This window comes from Planococcus plakortidis, assembly GCF_001687605.2.
In the GTDB taxonomy this organism is placed as follows: Bacteria; Bacillota; Bacilli; order Bacillales_A; family Planococcaceae; genus Planococcus; species Planococcus plakortidis.
In genome coordinates this window covers 300,356-316,657 of the sequence record NZ_CP016539.2, presented here as the reverse complement: position 1 = coordinate 316,657, position 16,302 = coordinate 300,356, and the positions used below count along the sequence as shown (strand labels likewise).

The following is a 16,302-nucleotide window of genomic DNA, read 5'->3' as shown; positions in this document are numbered from 1 at the left end:
CCGCTTTGGCGAAGGACAGCTTTCTTCTATTCATTAATGGGGTGTGACTGCTTGATTGGATTGCACGGCCTGCGCTTCGCGTTTCCGCTTGCGGGACGGCAGCATATGGAAAACAATATTCAAGCCGATCGCTGTCAAGCTTCCGGCAACGATGCCGTTGCTTGTCAAGATCTGGACGCCTGCAGGCAATAGCGCGAACAATTCAGGGACGACTGTCACGCCGAGCCCGATGCCGACGGAACAAGCGACGATCATGGAGTTTTCCTGCGATTGCATGATGACGCCGCTGAGCATTTTAATGCCTTGTGCGATGACCATGCCGAACATCGCAATCATCGCGCCGCCAAGGACCGGTGTCGGGATGATCGTTGTCATGGCGCCGATTTTCGGAACGAACCCAAGAACGATCAACATGATTGCCGCGATGAAGATGATCTTGCGCGATTTCACGCCCGACATTTGGATCAAGCCGACGTTTTGCGAGTAAGCCGTATACGGGAAGGCGTTGAAAATCCCGCCGAGGAAAATTGCCAAGCCCTCCGAGCGGTAGCCTTTCGCCAGGTCTTTCTCTTTGATTTCCTTTTTCGTGATGTCACTGAGCGCGAAATAAACGCCTGTCGATTCGACGAGTGACACGAGCGCCACGAGGATCATCGTAAGGATCGCGGACCATTCGAATGTCGGCATCCCGAAGTAGAACGGCTCCACCATGTGGAAATACGAAGCTTCGGCAATTGGCGTGAAATCGACCTTGCCCATGAATCCGGCTACGACCGTTCCCACGATCAAACCGGCCAAAATCGAAACGGCGCGCATAAAGCCGCGCGAGAATTTATAGAGGAAAATGATAAAGGCCAATGTCCCGAAAGCCAAGGCGATATTGGACAGCGAACCGAAATCCGCAGCACCCTGGCCGCCGCCCATATTGTTGATGGCAACAGGGATGAGCGTAATCCCGATGATGGTGACCACTGATCCGGTGACGACTGGCGGAAAAAAGCGCACGAGGCTTCCGAAAAACCCCGAGACCAAGATGACAAACAAACCCGAAACCAGAATGGAGCCGTAAATGGCGGAGATTCCGTATTCGCCGCCAATGGCAATCATCGGCCCGACTGCCGTGAACGTACAGCCAAGGACCACCGGCAAACCGATGCCGAAAAAGCGTGAATTGAAGACTTGCAGCAATGTAGCAACACCGCACAGTAAAATATCGATCGATACGAGATACGTCAATTGTTCAGAATTCAAGCCAAGCGCAGCCCCGACGATCAAGGGAACGAGAATCGCCCCGGCATACATCGCCAGTACGTGCTGAAGGCCGAGCGCCGCTTCTCCGAATGCTTTTTTCATCGGTTCGGCACCTCCCCGTAAAACTCGACATGTCCTGGCTCCATCCATCTGATGTTCGCCAAGGTCTCCACGCGGATGCCTTTATCGCGCAGCAATTTCCCGCCTGGCTGGAAGCCTTTCTCGATGACGATGCCAATGCCTGCGCATTCCGCCCCGGCCTGCTCGACAATATCGAGCAATCCGAGCGCGGCCTGCCCGTTCGCGAGGAAATCGTCCAGGATCATCACGACGTCATCGTTCCCGAGAAAATCACGGGAGACCGAAATTTCGTTCGTCTCGTTTTTTGTGAACGAATGGACAGCCGCTGTATACAAGCCTTCTGTCAAAGTGAGCGATTTGCGCTTTCTGGCGAAGACGACCGGCACGCCAAGGGTAAGCCCGGCCATGACTGCAGGGGCAATGCCCGATGATTCGATCGTCAAAATCTTTGTGATTCCCGCTCCCTTGAAACGTTCAGCGAACTCTTCCCCGATGGCCTGCATCAAGGCGGGGTCGATCTGATGGTTTAAAAATGAATCGACTTTCAGCACGGCTTCGGACAAAACCTGCCCGTCCGCTTTGATTTTCTCTTCCAACTGCTTCATGTTTTTCGCTCCTTTTCCCGCATCCCCCGCAAAAAAGCCCGGAGGACGCGCATCCATTCATAACCATGAGTGGAGCAAGATCCTCCGGGCTTTCCCGAAAGGAAACGCAAAAGGAAGCCGCTCTAAAAATAGGCGGGTTCTTTTCGTTCCATTGCTTCCCATAGTCAGTCCGTTTACGGCGGACCGGTAGAAACTTGCGGGCCATATCCCCGCTATTATATGAGTGAATATTCTTTTGAATGGACTTATTATAGCATGTCCAAATGGCCTTTCAAGAGCCGCATTAATTAAAAAACTATTCAGAATCTCTCGTCGCCATCACCGGCCACACGCAAATGCCTGTTCAACTCCGCACGGATTTCGTCCGGAATCGGCTCGCTCTTTTGCTGTGCCAGATTGAAGTTGACGTAGACTGCACGGTTTTTGGCGCATAGGCGGCCTTCCTGATACAGCTCCTCGTAGAGTTCTAGGCTGCTGTTGCCGATGCGTTCGACCCAGGTATGGACTTCGGCGTCTTTTCCGAAATATACTTGCCCGGTGAATTCAAGGGTCGTTTTGACGATGACCATTTTCCACTTGGCGAAATCATGGTCCGGCGTGAATAATTCAAAGAGCGGATTGCGGCCCGCTTCGAACCATACCGGCAAAGTTGTGTTGTTGATATGCCCAACCGCATCGGTCTCGGATACGCGCGGCGTGAGAGTCGTTTTGTACATGCCTCCACCTCCTCCAAGTTTCAGGAATTGAAAAAAGCGCCTCTTGAAGAGACGCCTTTATTTACTTGCGCTTTTTCGTGGCGCGGCCGAGCACGAATGCTCCGGCTAGCGCCCCGATGGCGATATTGTTCTTTTTCGTGAACACTTGCTTGAATACCAGGTTCAGGTTTTGCGGGCGCTCTGCCAGGCGGCGCATGAAATACGCGTACCAGTCATCGCCGAATGGCACGTATGTGCAGAAATTATAGCCTTTATTCGCGAGCTCGCGCTGCAATTCTTTGCGGAACCCGTAAAGCATCTGGAATTCGAATTTATCGTATGAAATATCATGTTCTTTGATGAACGCCTCGACATGATTGATGATGTGATGGTCGTGTGTCGCGATCGACGTGAACTTTCCGTTCAGCAAATGGTACTCGATCAGTTTGATGAAGTTTTCGTCGATTTCTTCACGTGTCTGGTAAGCCACATCCGCCGGCTCTTTATAAGCGCCTTTGACGATGCGCAGGCGGAAGTCTTTGTGTTCCTGCAAATCGTCCATGGCACGGAAGAAATACGCCTGGATGACGGTTCCGACATTATCGTAGTCTTTCGTAAGCGTATTCAAAAGATCGTATGACGGCTGGACATGCCCGTAATCTTCCATGTCGATGTTGATATGCATGTCATACTTATGGGCAAGCGCGACAATGTCCCTCAAGTTTTCCAGGCAGAAATCATAATCGATATCCAAGCCGAGCTGGGTCGGCTTCAAGGAAATATGGGCATCGACACCGTTCTTATGGATCGCTTCGATCATGTCCATAATGTTCTTTTTCGCTTCGAGCGCCGCTTCCCTTTCGAACACGAATTCACCCAGGTTGTCGACCGTTGCGCTGATTCCTTGCGCATTTAAACTGCGGATACTTTTAATGGTCTCTTCGATATTGGTCCCCGCCACTACGGTTTGGGCCCCCAATTTCAATCCGTACTTTTTGGCCGCAGCCGTAAGGAGACGGTTTTGAGACAAGCCGATAAACACATCTTTTAACATTGATTTCCCTCCTGATACCATTCAACTGCGTTGATTCCAACAGTCCCAAAAAGGCCATGCCCCGAACGTTGTCAACTTCCTTCATTGTAGTCGTTTTTTTGCCGCTATGCATCATAATTTTTTAACAGTTTGCAGTGTTTGCAATACTTTTTTAAAGCAAGGTCAAAAAATGGACAAAAATGCCAGAACCCCTTAGGATTCCGGCATAACGGGCGTTCATTTATTCAATTGCCAGAATGAATAATTCAAGCCGAGCGCGAACGCCACCCATGCGATATACGGCACCAGCAAACTGCCAGCCAGCTGATCCACTCGATAGAATTCATACGCCGCCCAAATCACTGTACCGAGAAGCGCCGCCATTTCGACGAGCGCCGTCCCCCCGCAGCCCCCATTTAAAGAACAAGAACGACCATAGGAAATTCAAGCCGAGCTGTAGCTCATACGGCGCCAGCACTTGCCGCTCCCGCCCGAGCGGTTTGGCCGCTTCTTGCGCGCGGTATTTGGCGACACCCATCATTTTGTAGAGCGCCGTCCAAACGACCGGGAACACCCAGCCCGGCGGCGCAAATGAAGGGTTCGTTAGCCTTTCGTATTGCTCGCGGGTGCCTCTATTCGCAAGCGCTCCGACAAGCGCCCCGCCGACAACCGGAACGAGTATGCTTGCCGCGAGGTTCTTTCCATGAATGCGGCCATTGACTGATGCAACTTCCATGGCATTGTCCTCCTTTTGTTAATAATTTTGCCCTTCCCGCCGGTTATCGGCTTTGTACGTGAACTCCAATTCCACGGTCGTCTTGGGCTGGATCCGGACGACGAATTCCACTTTCGAATTGCTTTTCCGTTCATAATCATGGCTGGACGACTCCATTTCCCAGACGGGCTCAAAAATCACGTGTTCGACCAGCAAACGGATGCTTTCCGTCTTTTCATTCCCAAGCTTGTACACATAAGTGATGTATTCATGGACGCCATGCTTTTCACGCAATTTTTCATGGCTGTCGCTTGTGATGTCCGTCGCTTTCCCGATATGGACGCGCAGGTTTTTCCCAGGCGCTGTGTGTTCGATCTGATCTTCGCCAGTGAAAAACACTTCTCCTGAATCCCCGGATTCGTATACTTTCACCACACCTTCCGGAAGCGGCATGCCGAGCCCGTTTTCGCTTGTGTTGGGAAATTCGAGCTGGATATCTGCATGTATATCGCCCGGACTCACTTGATAAGCCCGTTTGAATTGTGCGCCATGTGCCGAGAATAGCGATAATTGCTTAAGCTGTTCGTTCATGACGGTGACCGGCCGGTTGATCCGGTAGACAAGACGGTCCGGCAATGTTTCCGCTGTAATCAAGGACTCTTGCATGCGCGAATACAAAATCGGTGAATCGCCATTATTCATTTCCTGTTCCCGGTGGACATCCCCGGCCACCAAAACAAGCTCTGCCTTTTCGTAATGCGCGCCGCTATGGTTCAGGATTTTCACCCAGCCATCAAATTGAAACCCATCGCCTTGAATCTCCAAGGTGTAATGGGCATGCCATTCCAGGCTTTTCGTCAAATACGACACGGTGATTTCCTGATCCACCGCTGCCGGCGCTATTTTCCACACCAGTGCCGGCTTCAGCAATAAACCTTCGGGCAAGGATGGAAGAATCAATTCACCGGCCGGGTCGATGACGATTTCTTTCGTATCGGCCCGTTCGCCGATGATGCATCCCGACACACTGAGCAGGCGCATTTCCAGTTCTTCCCCGGTTTCGTTGTTGCGCACATGGACGTGGCGGTTGATGTAGCGTTCCAATAATTTTCCTTTGCCGACGAGATCATAATCATAATTCTGCTCCAGGACATCGAGTCCTTTGACAATGACCGAATCTGTCTCCACCCGTTCAGCGACGTCCAGGAATTGCACTTCTTCTACTGGGCCGTCCGACTTCAAATAACGCACCTCCCGCACAAGCGCAAATCCCCCGTTATACGCCGCCACCGATAAATAGTTCTGCTGGCTTCGCGTAGACTGCATTTTCATGGCCACCGCTCCTTTTGAATCGATTATTCATCCAGGCAATCCATTTCTTCCACCTTAGCACATCCAGCAAGGAAACAACCATAAATAATTGAATATTCAGTCAACAAAGACCAAAAAACCACTCCGGAAATCACCTTCCGAAGTGGGCTTTCAAATATGCAATGGTTTCGATGCGCGCCGTGTCTGTCAGTGGCGACTTCTTTTCGTGGACCAATTCCCCGTAAAGCAGTTCCCCAAGAAAACGGACCTCTCCTTCAACTGTCGTCCCGGTTTCTGCATCGACCACTTTCAGTTGAATGTAGAGGGATCGCCCCTGTTCGACATAATCCACGATTTGCACGCCTGTTTTCATCAGAACAACCCGAGCGCTTGGCCGTCTTCCGCCACGTCCATATTGAGCGCAGCAGGGGATTTCGGCAAGCCTGGCATGGTCATGATATCCCCGGTCAGGCAGACAATGAAGCCTGCACCGAGTTTCGGGATCAATTCGCGGATCGTCACCGTGAAGCCTTCCGGGCGCCCGAGCAGTTTCGGCTGGTCAGACAAGGAATATTGCGTTTTCGCCATGCAGATCGGCAGCGCGTCCCAGCCGTATTTCTTCAGTTCGGCCAATTGTTTCTGCGCTTTATCCGTCAACTGGACATCCGTACCGCCGTAGACTTTCTGTACGATTGTCCGCAGTTTTTCTTCGACTGCGTCCTCTTCTCCATACAAATAGCCAAAATCAGCACCGTTGCCGAGTTGGCGTTTGACGAGCTTTGCCAGTTCGAGGCCGCCAGCGCCGCCTTTGCCCCACACTTCCGTCAGGGCAATCGCGACTTCTTCCGCTTCCGCCCAGTCCATCACGTGCGATAATTCCGCATCGCTATCGCCCGTGAAACGGTTGAGCGCTACGATCGGCTCGATGCCAAACTCCCGGATCGTTTCCACGTGCTTCGCCAAATTGACGATGCCGCGGCGCACCGCGTCCGCGTCTTCTGCGCCGAGCTCTTTTTTATCGACACCACCGTGCATTTTCAGCGCACGCACCGTCGCGACGATGACGACTGCATCCGGATGGAAGCCGCCTTTGCGCGATTTGATGTGCATGAATTTCTCGGCGCCAAGGTCCGCCCCGAATCCCGCCTCCGTGACCACGATATCTGCCAATCTTCTCGCAGTGTTCGTCGCCATCAGGGAGTTGCAGCCATGGGCGATGTTCGCGAACGGGCCGCCGTGAATGATCGCTGGCGTCCCTTCGATCGTCTGCACCAAATTCGGCTTGAATGCTTCTTTTAAAAGAAGCGCCAAAGCGCCTTGTGCTTCCAGATCCCTTACCGTCACCGGCTCACGGTCATACGTATAGCCGATGACCATGCGCGCGAGGCGTTCTTTCAAGTCTTCGCGAGACGTGGCAAGGCACAGCACCGCCATGATTTCCGATGCGACCGTGATATCGAAGCCGTCTTCACGCGGCACGCCTTGCGCAGGGCCTCCAAGGCCGATCGTCACGTGGCGCAGCGCCCGGTCGTTCATATCCAATGCGCGTTTCCAGGTGATGCGCCGCGGGTCGATGCGAAGTGCATTGCCCTGGTGCAAATGGTTATCGATCAAGGCGGCGAGTGCATTGTTTGCCGTCGTGATGGCATGGATGTCGCCCGTGAAATGGAGGTTGATGTCTTCCATCGGCAACACTTGCGCAAAGCCGCCGCCTGTTGCGCCGCCTTTGACGCCCATGACCGGCCCGAGAGAAGGTTCGCGAAGCGCCACCATGACCGACTCGCCGCTTTGTTTCAATGCATCCGCCAAACCGACGGTCACCGTCGACTTCCCTTCGCCTGCAGGGGTCGGGCTGATCGCCGTCACAAGTACGACTTTTCCGTCCTTCGTAGCTTCCGGCAATTGGTTCACATCGATTTTCGCTTTGTGTTTTCCGTATAATTCCAAAGCGTCTTCCGGGATCCCGGCTTGCTGTGCAATTTCCTGGATCGGCCGGATAGCCGCTTCTTTAGCAATCGTCAAATCGGTCATCGCCATGCATAGTCCCAACTTTCAATTTTTCTTCCCATTATAAACGGGATGCCGGAAAACACAAGCCCGCCAGCGTCCCGTAAATTGACCGGAAACTGAAAAAACGCACCCGAAATGGGGTGCGTCGTGTCAGAAGCGCATCTCTTCGATGAACTGAAGTTCCGGGAAATCCGCTTCGATTTGGTCCAGTAAATCGTACTCTTCCAGCAAATCGTAAAATCCTTCGTCATCGAGTTTCAGGAAACGCGGGGAGTCCGGCTCGTCATAATGATGGAATTCCACAATGTATTTTTTCCGGCTGTTGCGGGAGATGCTGAATACTTTAAAGGATTCGAATTCCGCAGCTTCGCCAATTTCCTGGCAAGCAACAATTGTATCCGGATCCATCTTATCGAGATGCATATAAAGGAAGGCTTCAGAGCGTGGCTGTTCTGCGGAGATTGCCGCCATCTTGTCGCTGTGCCGGTTGATGAACCGCTCCGACAATTCCTGGTGGAACGACAGCGTCTCCCATTCCACTTGGCCTTTGTGTTTCTCGATAAACCGCTCCGTCAACTTTTGACTGCGTGTCACGGCGAGCCAATCGACTTTATCCGCATGTCGGCCGATCAAGCTCATCGGCAAGTGCTGCTGTTCGCTGAGCACTTGCCAATCGAGCCGGTCCTGGTGTTTCTCTATGAACATCGGCGATAAGCGCTTTGCGGAGACAAGCGCCCAATATTCCCGCTCATCAAATGGCTTTCCATGCACTTCCAACGCTTTTAATTGCTTTGCGGATAACTGGCTTTCTTGAGGTTGCCATTTTTCAGCATCCGAAAACTCTTCCAAAAAAAGTTCCGATAAATGCTGGTGGCGGATGATTTCATCCCAGTAAAGAAAGCCGCTGTATTGGCGGATGAACTCTTCAGACAGCGGTTGATGCCTGGAAACTAGCTGCCAGTGGATATTGCGCGCGTTGTCAGCCAGGAACTTCTCCGATAACCGTTCTTCTTCGCTGATTTTTTTCCAGGCGACCGAACGCTTGCTGTTTAATCCTTTTTCTTCCATCAATTGTTCTAGGGTATCAAACATGAAAACCACTCTTTCCTAAAAAGTATTATGTACCATACTACCACGCCTGCACACATAGTGAAAAAAGCCCGCCCACCGGATGTGCGGTGCGCGGGCTGGCTTGGCCATGCTTTCTATTTCTGCTGGTTTTCCGTATCGTTCATCCGGTTCTGTTCGTCGAGGTTTCTGGCACTGTCCTGAAAAGCCTGTTGTTCTTCACGCAACTCCTGTTCGCGGCGTTCTTCTTCCAGTCTTTCTTTGTTCTTGTCTCTTGCCATGTAGATCCCTCCTTATGTCTTATCCCTCGTATTCCCGTTCTCCATAAGCTCAAACAGGAAATCTGCTTGTTGAAAAATGATTCCCCCGGCGTATGCTGAAGTTAGCCATAAAGAAAGCAAACGCAGTCACCCCGCTGAAAAACCGTTATCCCGTTGAACGGATAACGGTTTTCAAGTTTGTCGCGGCATGATGCCATGGAGGATGAAATCCGTGTAAATTCCAGCGAGTTCACCAGCGGACAGCTCACCTCCCGGCTGGAACCATTGATAGCTCCAATTGGTTACGCCGAGGACGGCGAAAGCGGTCATCTTCGGGTTCAACTCCCTGCGGAATTCGCCGCTTTCGATGCCCGCTATGAGGACCGATTCGATCTGTTCGCGGAATTCCGCTCGTTTCGCACGGATCGCTTTCGCGTTCTCTTCTTTCAAATGCCTGAGTTCGCGGAAATAGACGTTCGCAATCGCCCCTTGCTTTTCTATATCACCGATCAATAAACGGACGATCTCCGCCAGCTTTTCTTTTGCCGGTTCCGCGCCCCGCAGGATCGATTGCTGCCTCACGAGCAATTCGTCGATGTATTGCCGATGGATATCCATCAGCAACGCTTCCTTGCTCTTGTAATGATAGTAGAAAGAACCTTTCGTCACGCCAAGCGCATCTACTATATCCTGTATCGATGTAGCACTATAGCCTTTGTCGACAAACAGCGCAATGCTTTGTTGCATAATTTCCCTTTTCAAGATCTGTCACTGCCTTTCCGGACCACCGATTCCTTGTCTGATCATTATAACATGGCCGAACCCGGCAAAAAGGCCGGGCCCCATCGCGAGGTCCGGCCTTCCGCAATCATTCAGTTGGTTTTTGGATAATCGCCACCGTACAGCGCGACACGCAGATGAGCCGCTCTTCTTCGTCCATGATTTTAATATCCCAAATCATCGTTGTGCGCCCTTTATGGAGCGGCGTGCCAATAGCTGTCACGATGCCGTCTTTTTTCCCGCGGATATGGTTGGCGTTGATTTCCAGGCCGACCGCGATTTCATTCTGCTGGTCAATCGCATGCCATGTCCCGAAACTCGCCACCGTCTCCGCCAGCACCACCGACGCCCCACCGTGCAATAAACCGAACGGCTGATGCGTCGCTGCATGTACGGGCATCGTCGCGACAATCCGTTCAGCGGACTGTTCTGTCAGCTCGATGCCGAGCACCCCCATGATCGTCTCTTCCACTGGCTTCATCTTCACCATGTCCGACCCTCTTTTCCGATCGCCCGTTTAAGACGATAATTCTCTGTATTGCTCACGCAGCAGGAATTTCTGGATTTTCCCGCTGGCATTGCGCGGAAGCTCATCGACAAAGCGGTACGAGCGCGGACGCTTGTAGCGTGCCAAATTCTCGTGATTCACGCAGTATTCTTCCAACTCTTGTTCTGTCAGCGACGGGTCTTTCGAGACGACGAATGCCAGTACCGATTCGCCCCATTTCTCGTCCGGCACGCCAAGCACTGCCACGTCCTGTACTTTGTCATGGCCATGGAGCGCATCTTCCACTTCGCGCGGGTAGATATTCTCCCCGCCGCTGATGATCATGTCATCGACGCGGTCGGCAACGTATAGATATCCTTGCTTATCCATATAACCGAGATCACTTGAATGGTACCAGCCCTTATACAACGCTTTTTCCGTCGCGTCCTCGCGCTGGAAATACCCCGCCATCATGCTCGGCCCCCGCACGATAATTTCCCCGACTTCAAATGGCGCAAGCACATCTTCCGGTTCCGACGGGCCGTCTTCATTCGGCCGGACGACGCGGATTTCGTGATTATACGCCGGCTGCCCGGCGGAGCCGGCTTTCGTCAACTGGTCTTCTTCCGATAAAAACGTGATCGCCGGGCCCATTTCCGTCTGCCCGTAAGCCTGGATCAAATCGATGCCGAGCACCTCCTTGACGCGTTTCACGAGCACCGGTGCCATCGGGGCTGCGCCGTATAGCCCGCGCGTCAGGCTCGTCACTTTTTGCTGCGCACCGTCGATTTCGGAAATCATGCTCCACATCGTTGGCACCGCGAACATCACCGTCACTCGTTCTTTTTCGATTGTATCCAGCGCCAAGAAGGGGTCGAATTGATGCATGATAATGCTCGACGCCCCTGCCTGGACGCGCGGGATGATATTGCAGTGAAGTTCAGCGCAATGGAACATCGGCGCTGCGACCAGGCCGACGTCATTCTTTGTCGTCTTGAGCATCGCGATGCACATCATGCTTTGTTCGGCCATGCTCCGGTGGCGATGGATGACGCCTTTTGGCCGCCCTGTCGTTCCGCTCGTATACATGATGGCGTATGTATCCGATTCATCCACTTCGACTCCCGGGTCTTCCTTCGATGCCCCATCGACCTGTTCATGGTAATTCTTTGCAAACGATGGCGTCTTGTCATCGATCGTCCAGAATTGGACCGCCGGGAATTGGGGCGCAATCGTCTGGACGACGCCTTCGAGCACTTCCTCGAACAGCACCACTTCCGGTTTCGCATCTTCAATGATGAATGCCAGTTCTTCCGCTTTCAGGCGGAAATTGATCGGGTTGAAAATCGCGCCGATTTTGGCGCAGGCAAATAATGCAGTGGCCAACTCCTGATTGTTGAAAAGATAAGTGGAAACGCGGTCCCCTTTCGTGACACCCGCTGCCGTCAGCGCATTCGCCAAGCGGTGCACATCGTCCCGCCATTGCGCGTACGTCCAGCGCTTATTTCTTCTCAAATCGACAAACGCTTCACGTTCCGGGTGCAAGGAAACCGTATGGTCAAAAATACTTGCGAGCGTCGCATACATTATTTTATCCTCCCTCTACTGAATGATGATTCATCGATAAACTACTTTCATGATGTCAGATTAGAACAAATATTTCAACAATTGTTTCAGGAATTCATTGGTTTTGATTCGCATCTAATAGACCAGAAGAAATTTTTACCATTATTATTTTTATAGTCAAAATAAAACTCTAAATTAAGACTTTTGATTTTTGTAACATAAATGTAATATAAAACTTATTGCCTATATTCGTGAAACTGAATACACTTAAAGAAAATTGCGCGCGCGAGTGGCGCCGCTGAAAACAAAGGGGAATGAACATGAAGAAGCTGATCGGCATGGCTATCACGGCAGGGGTTCTATCTTTGGCAATAGGGGCTGCAGATACGGAAGCAAGTTCGTACACAATCCAGCCAGGTGATACTTTATGGAAAGTCGCTTCAAGCAATAAGGTTTCTGTCGCCAATTTGAAAACATGGAACAGCTTGAGCACAGATGCCATTTATCCGAACCAAGTATTGCGTTTGACTTCACCATCCGCAGCAAGCACTCCGGCGCCATCCGCCCCGGCTGCAGCCACTGCTGAAAAGGCCAGTGTCTATACGGTCAAATCAGGCGATACCCTTTATAAAATCGCCAACGCACACGCTACATCCGTTGCAAAAATCCAGCAATTGAACAATTTGAACGGCCCCGTCATCCGTGTCGGCCAGAAGCTGAAAGTCAGCGGCACGGCGTCAACAGCCGTCGCATCGCCTGCCCCGGCCGCGCCGCCAGCGCAAGTGAACGCCACTACATACCGTGTCGTCTCAGGCGACACACTCAGCAAGATTTCCAGAAGCCATAAAGTGTCCGTTGCACAATTGATGAGCTGGAATAATTTGAGCACAAGCAATATCCGAGTCGGCCAAGTGCTGAAAATCCAGGGAGGCACAGCTCCTGCCCCTTCGCCTGTCCAAGTTTCCAATCCGGCTGCGTCTTCGAAAGCAGGGCAAGTGCTCTCTATCGCGCGTACGCAACTGGGAGTGCCTTACGCATGGGGCGGCACGACGTCAAGCGGATTTGACTGCAGCGGCTACCTGTACTATGTCTATAACCGCGCAGGCATCACGATTCCCCGCACGAACACGATCGGTTATTACGCAAGTTCCTTTACGGTCGCCTCTCCGCAACCCGGAGATTTGGTATTCTTCAAAAACACGTACCGTCCGGGCATTTCCCACGTCGGCATCTATGTCGGCAACAATAGCTTCATCCATGCCGGCGGAGACCGCGTCCAAATCACCAGCCTCAACGACAGCTATTGGGGCAAGCATTTCGACAGCTACAAACGGCTCAACGCCATGAGATAATACCGTATACAAAAAAGCTCCGGAATTTTTTCCGGAGCTTTTTTGCATGTTGATGAAAGTATTTTTCTATCGTGCGCCCATCGCTTGTGCGATTTTCTGCGCCAGGTCTTTGCCGTTTTGGATACAGGCGCCGATGCCGACCCCGTAATAGGAAGAGCCGGCTAGATAGACGCCCGGATAAGCATTTTTCAACCGCGCTTCAAGCGACAGCACCGCCGTTTTATGGCCCATATGGTAATTCGGCATGAGCCCGTTCCATGGCGTGATTTCAACGACAGCGGGCTGTTGTTCGATGCCCAGGCTTTTCTGGATATCCGCTTTCGCTATAGCCGCAATCTGTTCATCGGGGCTGTTGTGCAGCTCAGCGAATACCGGGTTCGTGCTCTTATAGAACAAACGCACCAACAGTTTTTGCTGTGGCGAGGTGTGCGGCCATTTGCGGCTCGTCCAGGTGCAGGCATTGCACGCCAGGTCGCTGCCTTCCGATACGATAAAACCGGTGCCATCCGCCGGCAACTGTTCATCCGGCAAGTCGTATCCCAGATACACGCTGATCAGCGACGAGTTAATCAATTGGCCAAACCCCTCATCAAGCGCGTCATCCTTCACCAATGCTTGGGCTTGCTGGTGCGGGATCGCCAGCACCACAAAATCCGCCTCGCTTGAAGTCCCATCCGCAAAGCCGAGCTTATAGCGCCCGTCTTGTTTTTCCAAGGAATTCGTCGCGACGCCTTTTCGGACAAGCGCTGTTTCCAGCTGTTCTTCGAGGCCGTCGATCAAAGCCGCCATCCCCGCCTTGAACGAGATGAATTTTTTATTCGCCGCGCCTTGGAACGTTTCCTTGTGTGCTTCAAAGCCTTTGATGATGCTGCCATAGTCATTTTTATAATCGATCAAATACGGCAAGGTGGAAGCCAAGGTCAGTTCACGCAACGAACCTGAATACACGCCGGATAAGACTGGCGCTATCTGGCGTTCCACCAACTCCTTGCCGAGGAACTCTTCCAGGAATTCCCCGATTGAACTGTCTTTCGTAAAGCGGTCGTTCACTGTTTCGAAGTCTTGCATCGCCCGCTCTTTCCCCTGTTCCGACACAAGCGTCGAACTAAACAGCGCTTCACGGTCCATCGGGATGCCGAAGACGGTATCTTTTGGGATCGCGTGCAATTGATTATCCGTATACAGATAGGAAATGCCGGTCCCGTTGTAGACCATCTGTTCTTCTAGCCCCAGCTCTTCGACGAGCGGCAATACGCTGGCATGACGGGCGACGATGGAATCCGCGCCGACTTCCATCGCAAACCCTTCTTTTTTCACCGTACGGATCTTCCCCCCAAGCCCATCCTCTTGTTCAATAAGCTCCAGTTCCAGCTCGAGCCCGTACTGCTTCTTCATCCGCTCCAGATAATGCATGGCGGAAAGGCCTGTAATCCCCCCGCCGATGACCACGGCTTTCTTCATCCGAATCACTCCTTGCTTATATATCATTCTCTACTGTTTATAATGGAAATAGTTTTGCATGACTTTAATCAATCCGTTGCTCTCCCTATATCATACCAAGAGACCAGCCAATCCCTCTCTTTACTATATGTCATTTTCAACACGATTTTCGCCATTCATGGTAGGATTTAACCGAAGGCATTTAAAGGATAGGAGAGGTTCTAATTGATGAATCCGATTGACCAATTGATCATGGAAAGAAGATCGATCAAAAAATTCAAGCCAGACGCTGTCGATGTCGAAGAAATCATTGAATTATTGAACATCGCCAAATGGGCGCCCAACCATAAAGTGAATGAACCTTGGCGATTCCAGCTTTATGCAGGCGCCGGCAAGGAAAAGTTCGTCCAGGCATTCCTCGATTCGATGAAAACGCCGGACGGGGAGATCCCGCAAAAAGCGCTCAACAAAGCCCAATATTTCCGGGATATCCCGCTCCATCTCGTGGCGATCATGCCGGTGGATCCACGCCAGCGACGCTTTGACGAAGATTATGGGGCACTCAGTTCGATGCTGCAGAATTTCCAATTGGCTGCCTGGCAGCGCGGCATCGGCATGATCTGGCGCTCGAACGACTGGATTTATAATCCTGTCTTCCGTGATGCGATTGGTGTCGAACCGGGCGAGAAAATCGTCGCAACCATGATGATGGGCTACCCTGCCCACGTGCCGGAAAAACAAGCACGCACCGATATCCGTGAAAAACTCGAGATCATCGATCAATAACGAAGAAAAAGAGCATCAGCGCTGATGCTCTTTTTTATTTCAACACGGATAAAGCACCGACTGCGCCGGAATATTCGCCGTTATCCGGAAACAGGGGCGTCGAGCCGCGCAGGATGGTATAGCTTGTGACAACTTCTCTCAAAAGCGCGTTGTCGCTGAAAGACGAGCCGATATAGACGATTGTCGAGCTGCGGCATTGCCTTGCTGCTTGCACACTGACCGTGCTGACTGTTTCACCGACCAAGCCGATGACAGTCGCAAGCAGTTCCTCTTTCGACAACTCATGCGAAATGGAAAACAGGTCTTGGCCGAAATTACTGGCAGTCAATTCACCCGAAATGGGTGGTTCCTTGCCTTCATAGATATGCTTCACTTTCAAATCGATGCGTTCACGCGATCCGCGCTTGGCATGTTCGATGATCTCATCAAAACTGGTGATGCCCGTCAATAAGTGGCTAAGGCCGATAAGCGTGCCGCCGCCGATGCCCGTGCCGCCGAGTCGTTCCTGTGTATTGTCCTGTACGCAATGGATCGACGTGCCCGTCCCGACATTGGTGACCAAATAGGCTTCTTCCTGGAGCCCCATGCGTTCGAGGAGCACTTGGACACCCAAATGGGTCGCTTCGAATTCCACCATTTCATGGACGGACTTTTCCAGCAAAGATGCAAGAACACCTGATTTGCCTCCTGTCACGCATATTTCACTAGCCGTAAGCCCGTTGATCCATTCCGCTACCAAACCGATTTCAGCAATCGGATATTTGGCGAAATGAATCGGGCCCCCATCGGTATAGGCCACTTTGATCAGCGTCCCGCCCGCATCTATTCCGACTTTCATCTATTCTGCACCTTCTCTTCTTAA

At 51.9% G+C, this 16,302-nt stretch carries 18 protein-coding genes and 1 riboswitch; of the genes, 2 read left to right on the top strand and 16 right to left on the bottom strand.

Going from position 1 to position 16,302, the window contains the following annotated elements; genetic code table 11:
* Nucleotides 1–33 precede the first annotated feature (33 nt).
* From BBI15_RS01710 to BBI15_RS01655, 14 genes are all read right to left on the bottom strand, one after another.
* Entirely contained in the window at nucleotides 34–1,353 is a 1,320-nt protein-coding gene (locus BBI15_RS01710) for a nucleobase:cation symporter-2 family protein (protein WP_068871678.1), read from the bottom strand.
* The gene (locus BBI15_RS01705; RefSeq protein WP_068872660.1) at nucleotides 1,350–1,937 is read right to left on the bottom strand and encodes a xanthine phosphoribosyltransferase; all 588 of its coding nucleotides are present in this window, start codon (nucleotides 1,935–1,937) and stop codon (nucleotides 1,350–1,352) included. Before BBI15_RS01705 ends, BBI15_RS01710 begins: the two co-directional genes overlap by 4 nt.
* Nucleotides 1,938–2,078: 141 nt before the next feature.
* Nucleotides 2,079–2,180: riboswitch (purine riboswitch) on the bottom strand.
* A 56-nt stretch (nucleotides 2,181–2,236) separates the two neighbouring features.
* Complete coding sequence (locus BBI15_RS01700) at nucleotides 2,237–2,653, bottom strand: acyl-CoA thioesterase (protein WP_068871673.1); 417 nt, start codon at nucleotides 2,651–2,653, stop codon at nucleotides 2,237–2,239.
* Between the two features lie 61 nt (nucleotides 2,654–2,714).
* Nucleotides 2,715–3,686: a proline dehydrogenase family protein gene (locus BBI15_RS01695; RefSeq protein ID WP_068871671.1), complete on the bottom strand. Its 972-nt coding sequence runs from the start codon at nucleotides 3,684–3,686 to the stop codon at nucleotides 2,715–2,717.
* A gap of 216 nt (nucleotides 3,687–3,902) precedes the next feature.
* Nucleotides 3,903–4,049 carry a tryptophan-rich sensory protein gene (locus BBI15_RS16730; RefSeq protein WP_250637411.1) on the bottom strand — a complete coding sequence of 49 codons (147 nt, stop codon included), beginning with the start codon at nucleotides 4,047–4,049 and terminating at the stop codon, nucleotides 3,903–3,905.
* Nucleotides 4,009–4,401, bottom strand: a complete 393-nt coding sequence (locus BBI15_RS01690; protein ID WP_250637410.1) for a TspO/MBR family protein — start codon at nucleotides 4,399–4,401, stop codon at nucleotides 4,009–4,011. Before BBI15_RS01690 ends, BBI15_RS16730 begins: the two co-directional genes overlap by 41 nt.
* An 18-nt stretch (nucleotides 4,402–4,419) precedes the next feature.
* Nucleotides 4,420–5,712, bottom strand: a complete 1,293-nt coding sequence (locus BBI15_RS01685; RefSeq protein ID WP_068871669.1) for a DUF4139 domain-containing protein — start codon at nucleotides 5,710–5,712, stop codon at nucleotides 4,420–4,422.
* Nucleotides 5,713–5,842: 130 nt separating this feature from the next.
* Entirely contained in the window at nucleotides 5,843–6,064 is a 222-nt protein-coding gene (locus BBI15_RS01680) for a hypothetical protein (protein WP_068871667.1), read from the bottom strand.
* Nucleotides 6,064–7,728, bottom strand: coding sequence for a formate--tetrahydrofolate ligase (locus BBI15_RS01675; protein WP_068871665.1), 1,665 nt, complete (start codon nucleotides 7,726–7,728; stop codon nucleotides 6,064–6,066). The genes BBI15_RS01680 and BBI15_RS01675 overlap by 1 nt, the downstream gene beginning before the upstream one ends.
* 123 nt (nucleotides 7,729–7,851) lie before the next feature.
* On the bottom strand, nucleotides 7,852–8,793 hold the full coding sequence (locus BBI15_RS01670) for a hypothetical protein (protein ID WP_068871663.1): 942 nt from the start codon (nucleotides 8,791–8,793) through the stop codon (nucleotides 7,852–7,854).
* 113 nt (nucleotides 8,794–8,906) lie between these two features.
* Nucleotides 8,907–9,050: a hypothetical protein gene (locus BBI15_RS16355; protein WP_157101608.1), complete on the bottom strand. Its 144-nt coding sequence runs from the start codon at nucleotides 9,048–9,050 to the stop codon at nucleotides 8,907–8,909.
* 171 nt (nucleotides 9,051–9,221) lie between these two features.
* The gene (locus BBI15_RS01665; RefSeq protein WP_084632702.1) at nucleotides 9,222–9,776 is read right to left on the bottom strand and encodes a TetR/AcrR family transcriptional regulator; all 555 of its coding nucleotides are present in this window, start codon (nucleotides 9,774–9,776) and stop codon (nucleotides 9,222–9,224) included.
* 121 nt (nucleotides 9,777–9,897) lie between these two features.
* Nucleotides 9,898–10,299 carry a hotdog fold thioesterase gene (locus BBI15_RS01660; protein WP_208599440.1) on the bottom strand — a complete coding sequence of 134 codons (402 nt, stop codon included), beginning with the start codon at nucleotides 10,297–10,299 and terminating at the stop codon, nucleotides 9,898–9,900.
* A gap of 27 nt (nucleotides 10,300–10,326) precedes the next feature.
* Nucleotides 10,327–11,883, bottom strand: a complete 1,557-nt coding sequence (locus BBI15_RS01655; protein WP_068871659.1) for a fatty acid--CoA ligase — start codon at nucleotides 11,881–11,883, stop codon at nucleotides 10,327–10,329.
* A gap of 299 nt (nucleotides 11,884–12,182) precedes the next feature.
* Here BBI15_RS01655 and BBI15_RS01650 point away from each other — a divergent pair, with 299 nt between their 5' ends.
* A complete protein-coding gene (locus BBI15_RS01650; RefSeq protein WP_068871657.1) occupies nucleotides 12,183–13,214 on the top strand; it encodes a C40 family peptidase in 1,032 nt (343 codons plus the stop codon).
* 66 nt (nucleotides 13,215–13,280) lie between these two features.
* On the opposite strand, the gene BBI15_RS01645 is transcribed toward BBI15_RS01650, so the two are convergent.
* On the bottom strand, nucleotides 13,281–14,675 hold the full coding sequence (locus tag BBI15_RS01645; RefSeq protein ID WP_068871655.1) for a protoporphyrinogen oxidase: 1,395 nt from the start codon (nucleotides 14,673–14,675) through the stop codon (nucleotides 13,281–13,283).
* Between the two features lie 207 nt (nucleotides 14,676–14,882).
* On the opposite strand from BBI15_RS01645, the gene BBI15_RS01640 reads away from it, so the two are divergent.
* Nucleotides 14,883–15,440 carry a nitroreductase family protein gene (locus tag BBI15_RS01640; RefSeq protein ID WP_068871653.1) on the top strand — a complete coding sequence of 186 codons (558 nt, stop codon included), beginning with the start codon at nucleotides 14,883–14,885 and terminating at the stop codon, nucleotides 15,438–15,440.
* A 34-nt stretch (nucleotides 15,441–15,474) separates the two neighbouring features.
* On the opposite strand, the gene coaW is transcribed toward BBI15_RS01640, so the two are convergent.
* Nucleotides 15,475–16,278 (bottom strand): type II pantothenate kinase, encoded by an 804-nt coding sequence (gene coaW, locus BBI15_RS01635; RefSeq protein ID WP_068871651.1) that lies wholly within the window; start codon nucleotides 16,276–16,278, stop codon nucleotides 15,475–15,477.
* Nucleotides 16,279–16,302 lie beyond the last annotated feature (24 nt).

Bases quoted from the DNA above. Each gene is read 5' to 3' on its own strand.
- BBI15_RS01655 (WP_068871659.1), bottom strand. From the start codon at position 11,883: ATGTATGCGACGCTCGCAAGTATTTTTGACCATACGGTTTCCTTGCAC.
- BBI15_RS01645 (WP_068871655.1), bottom strand. From the start codon at position 14,675: ATGAAGAAAGCCGTGGTCATCGGCGGGGGGATTACAGGCCTTTCCGCC.
- BBI15_RS01710 (WP_068871678.1), bottom strand. From the start codon at position 1,353: ATGAAAAAAGCATTCGGAGAAGCGGCGCTCGGCCTTCAGCACGTACTG.
- BBI15_RS01675 (WP_068871665.1), bottom strand. From the start codon at position 7,728: ATGGCGATGACCGATTTGACGATTGCTAAAGAAGCGGCTATCCGGCCG.
- BBI15_RS01640 (WP_068871653.1), top strand. From the start codon at position 14,883: ATGAATCCGATTGACCAATTGATCATGGAAAGAAGATCGATCAAAAAA.
- BBI15_RS01700 (WP_068871673.1), bottom strand. From the start codon at position 2,653: ATGTACAAAACGACTCTCACGCCGCGCGTATCCGAGACCGATGCGGTT.
- BBI15_RS01685 (WP_068871669.1), bottom strand. From the start codon at position 5,712: ATGAAAATGCAGTCTACGCGAAGCCAGCAGAACTATTTATCGGTGGCG.
- BBI15_RS16730 (WP_250637411.1), bottom strand. From the start codon at position 4,049: ATGGCGGCGCTTCTCGGTACAGTGATTTGGGCGGCGTATGAATTCTAT.
- BBI15_RS16355 (WP_157101608.1), bottom strand. From the start codon at position 9,050: ATGGCAAGAGACAAGAACAAAGAAAGACTGGAAGAAGAACGCCGCGAA.
- BBI15_RS01665 (WP_084632702.1), bottom strand. From the start codon at position 9,776: ATGCAACAAAGCATTGCGCTGTTTGTCGACAAAGGCTATAGTGCTACA.
- BBI15_RS01680 (WP_068871667.1), bottom strand. From the start codon at position 6,064: ATGAAAACAGGCGTGCAAATCGTGGATTATGTCGAACAGGGGCGATCC.
- BBI15_RS01650 (WP_068871657.1), top strand. From the start codon at position 12,183: ATGAAGAAGCTGATCGGCATGGCTATCACGGCAGGGGTTCTATCTTTG.
- BBI15_RS01660 (WP_208599440.1), bottom strand. From the start codon at position 10,299: ATGGTGAAGATGAAGCCAGTGGAAGAGACGATCATGGGGGTGCTCGGC.
- BBI15_RS01690 (WP_250637410.1), bottom strand. From the start codon at position 4,401: ATGGAAGTTGCATCAGTCAATGGCCGCATTCATGGAAAGAACCTCGCG.
- BBI15_RS01705 (WP_068872660.1), bottom strand. From the start codon at position 1,937: ATGAAGCAGTTGGAAGAGAAAATCAAAGCGGACGGGCAGGTTTTGTCC.
- coaW (WP_068871651.1), bottom strand. From the start codon at position 16,278: ATGAAAGTCGGAATAGATGCGGGCGGGACGCTGATCAAAGTGGCCTAT.
- BBI15_RS01695 (WP_068871671.1), bottom strand. From the start codon at position 3,686: ATGTTAAAAGATGTGTTTATCGGCTTGTCTCAAAACCGTCTCCTTACG.
- BBI15_RS01670 (WP_068871663.1), bottom strand. From the start codon at position 8,793: ATGTTTGATACCCTAGAACAATTGATGGAAGAAAAAGGATTAAACAGC.